The organism is Dellaglioa sp. CoH-56-MRSF-13 (assembly GCF_056782095.1).
In genome coordinates this window covers 1-258 of record NZ_JBXAYC010000185.1, presented here as the reverse complement: position 1 = coordinate 258, position 258 = coordinate 1, and the positions used below count along the sequence as shown (strand labels likewise).

Genomic DNA, 258 nt, shown 5'->3' with positions numbered 1-258 from the left:
ACAGAGGGGAACACACAGCGGCAAGGTGCTTACCTGTGGGACCTAGAACAAGAAAAGTGGCGATTTGCTCTGCCCTACCAGCCCATATGCGACGCCATAATCTATGGTGCAGTAATTGATTTGTTCTACGACGTATCTGATCCCGATTCAGGTCTAGCAAGCAATGCCCAAGTTTGGCGTAACGGCATTGAGTACGCGGGCGGCACCACGTTTACAGTTAACGATGGTTCGGTATACGGAGCAACTACAGCAGTGAGT

The 258-nt window shown here is 50.8% G+C and carries 1 protein-coding gene; it reads left to right on the top strand.

The features are described 5' to 3' along the window. Positions 1-258, top strand: a 258-nt coding sequence (locus AC1RP1_RS08380; RefSeq protein ID WP_481762786.1) for a hypothetical protein, incomplete at both ends; no start/stop codon positions are given.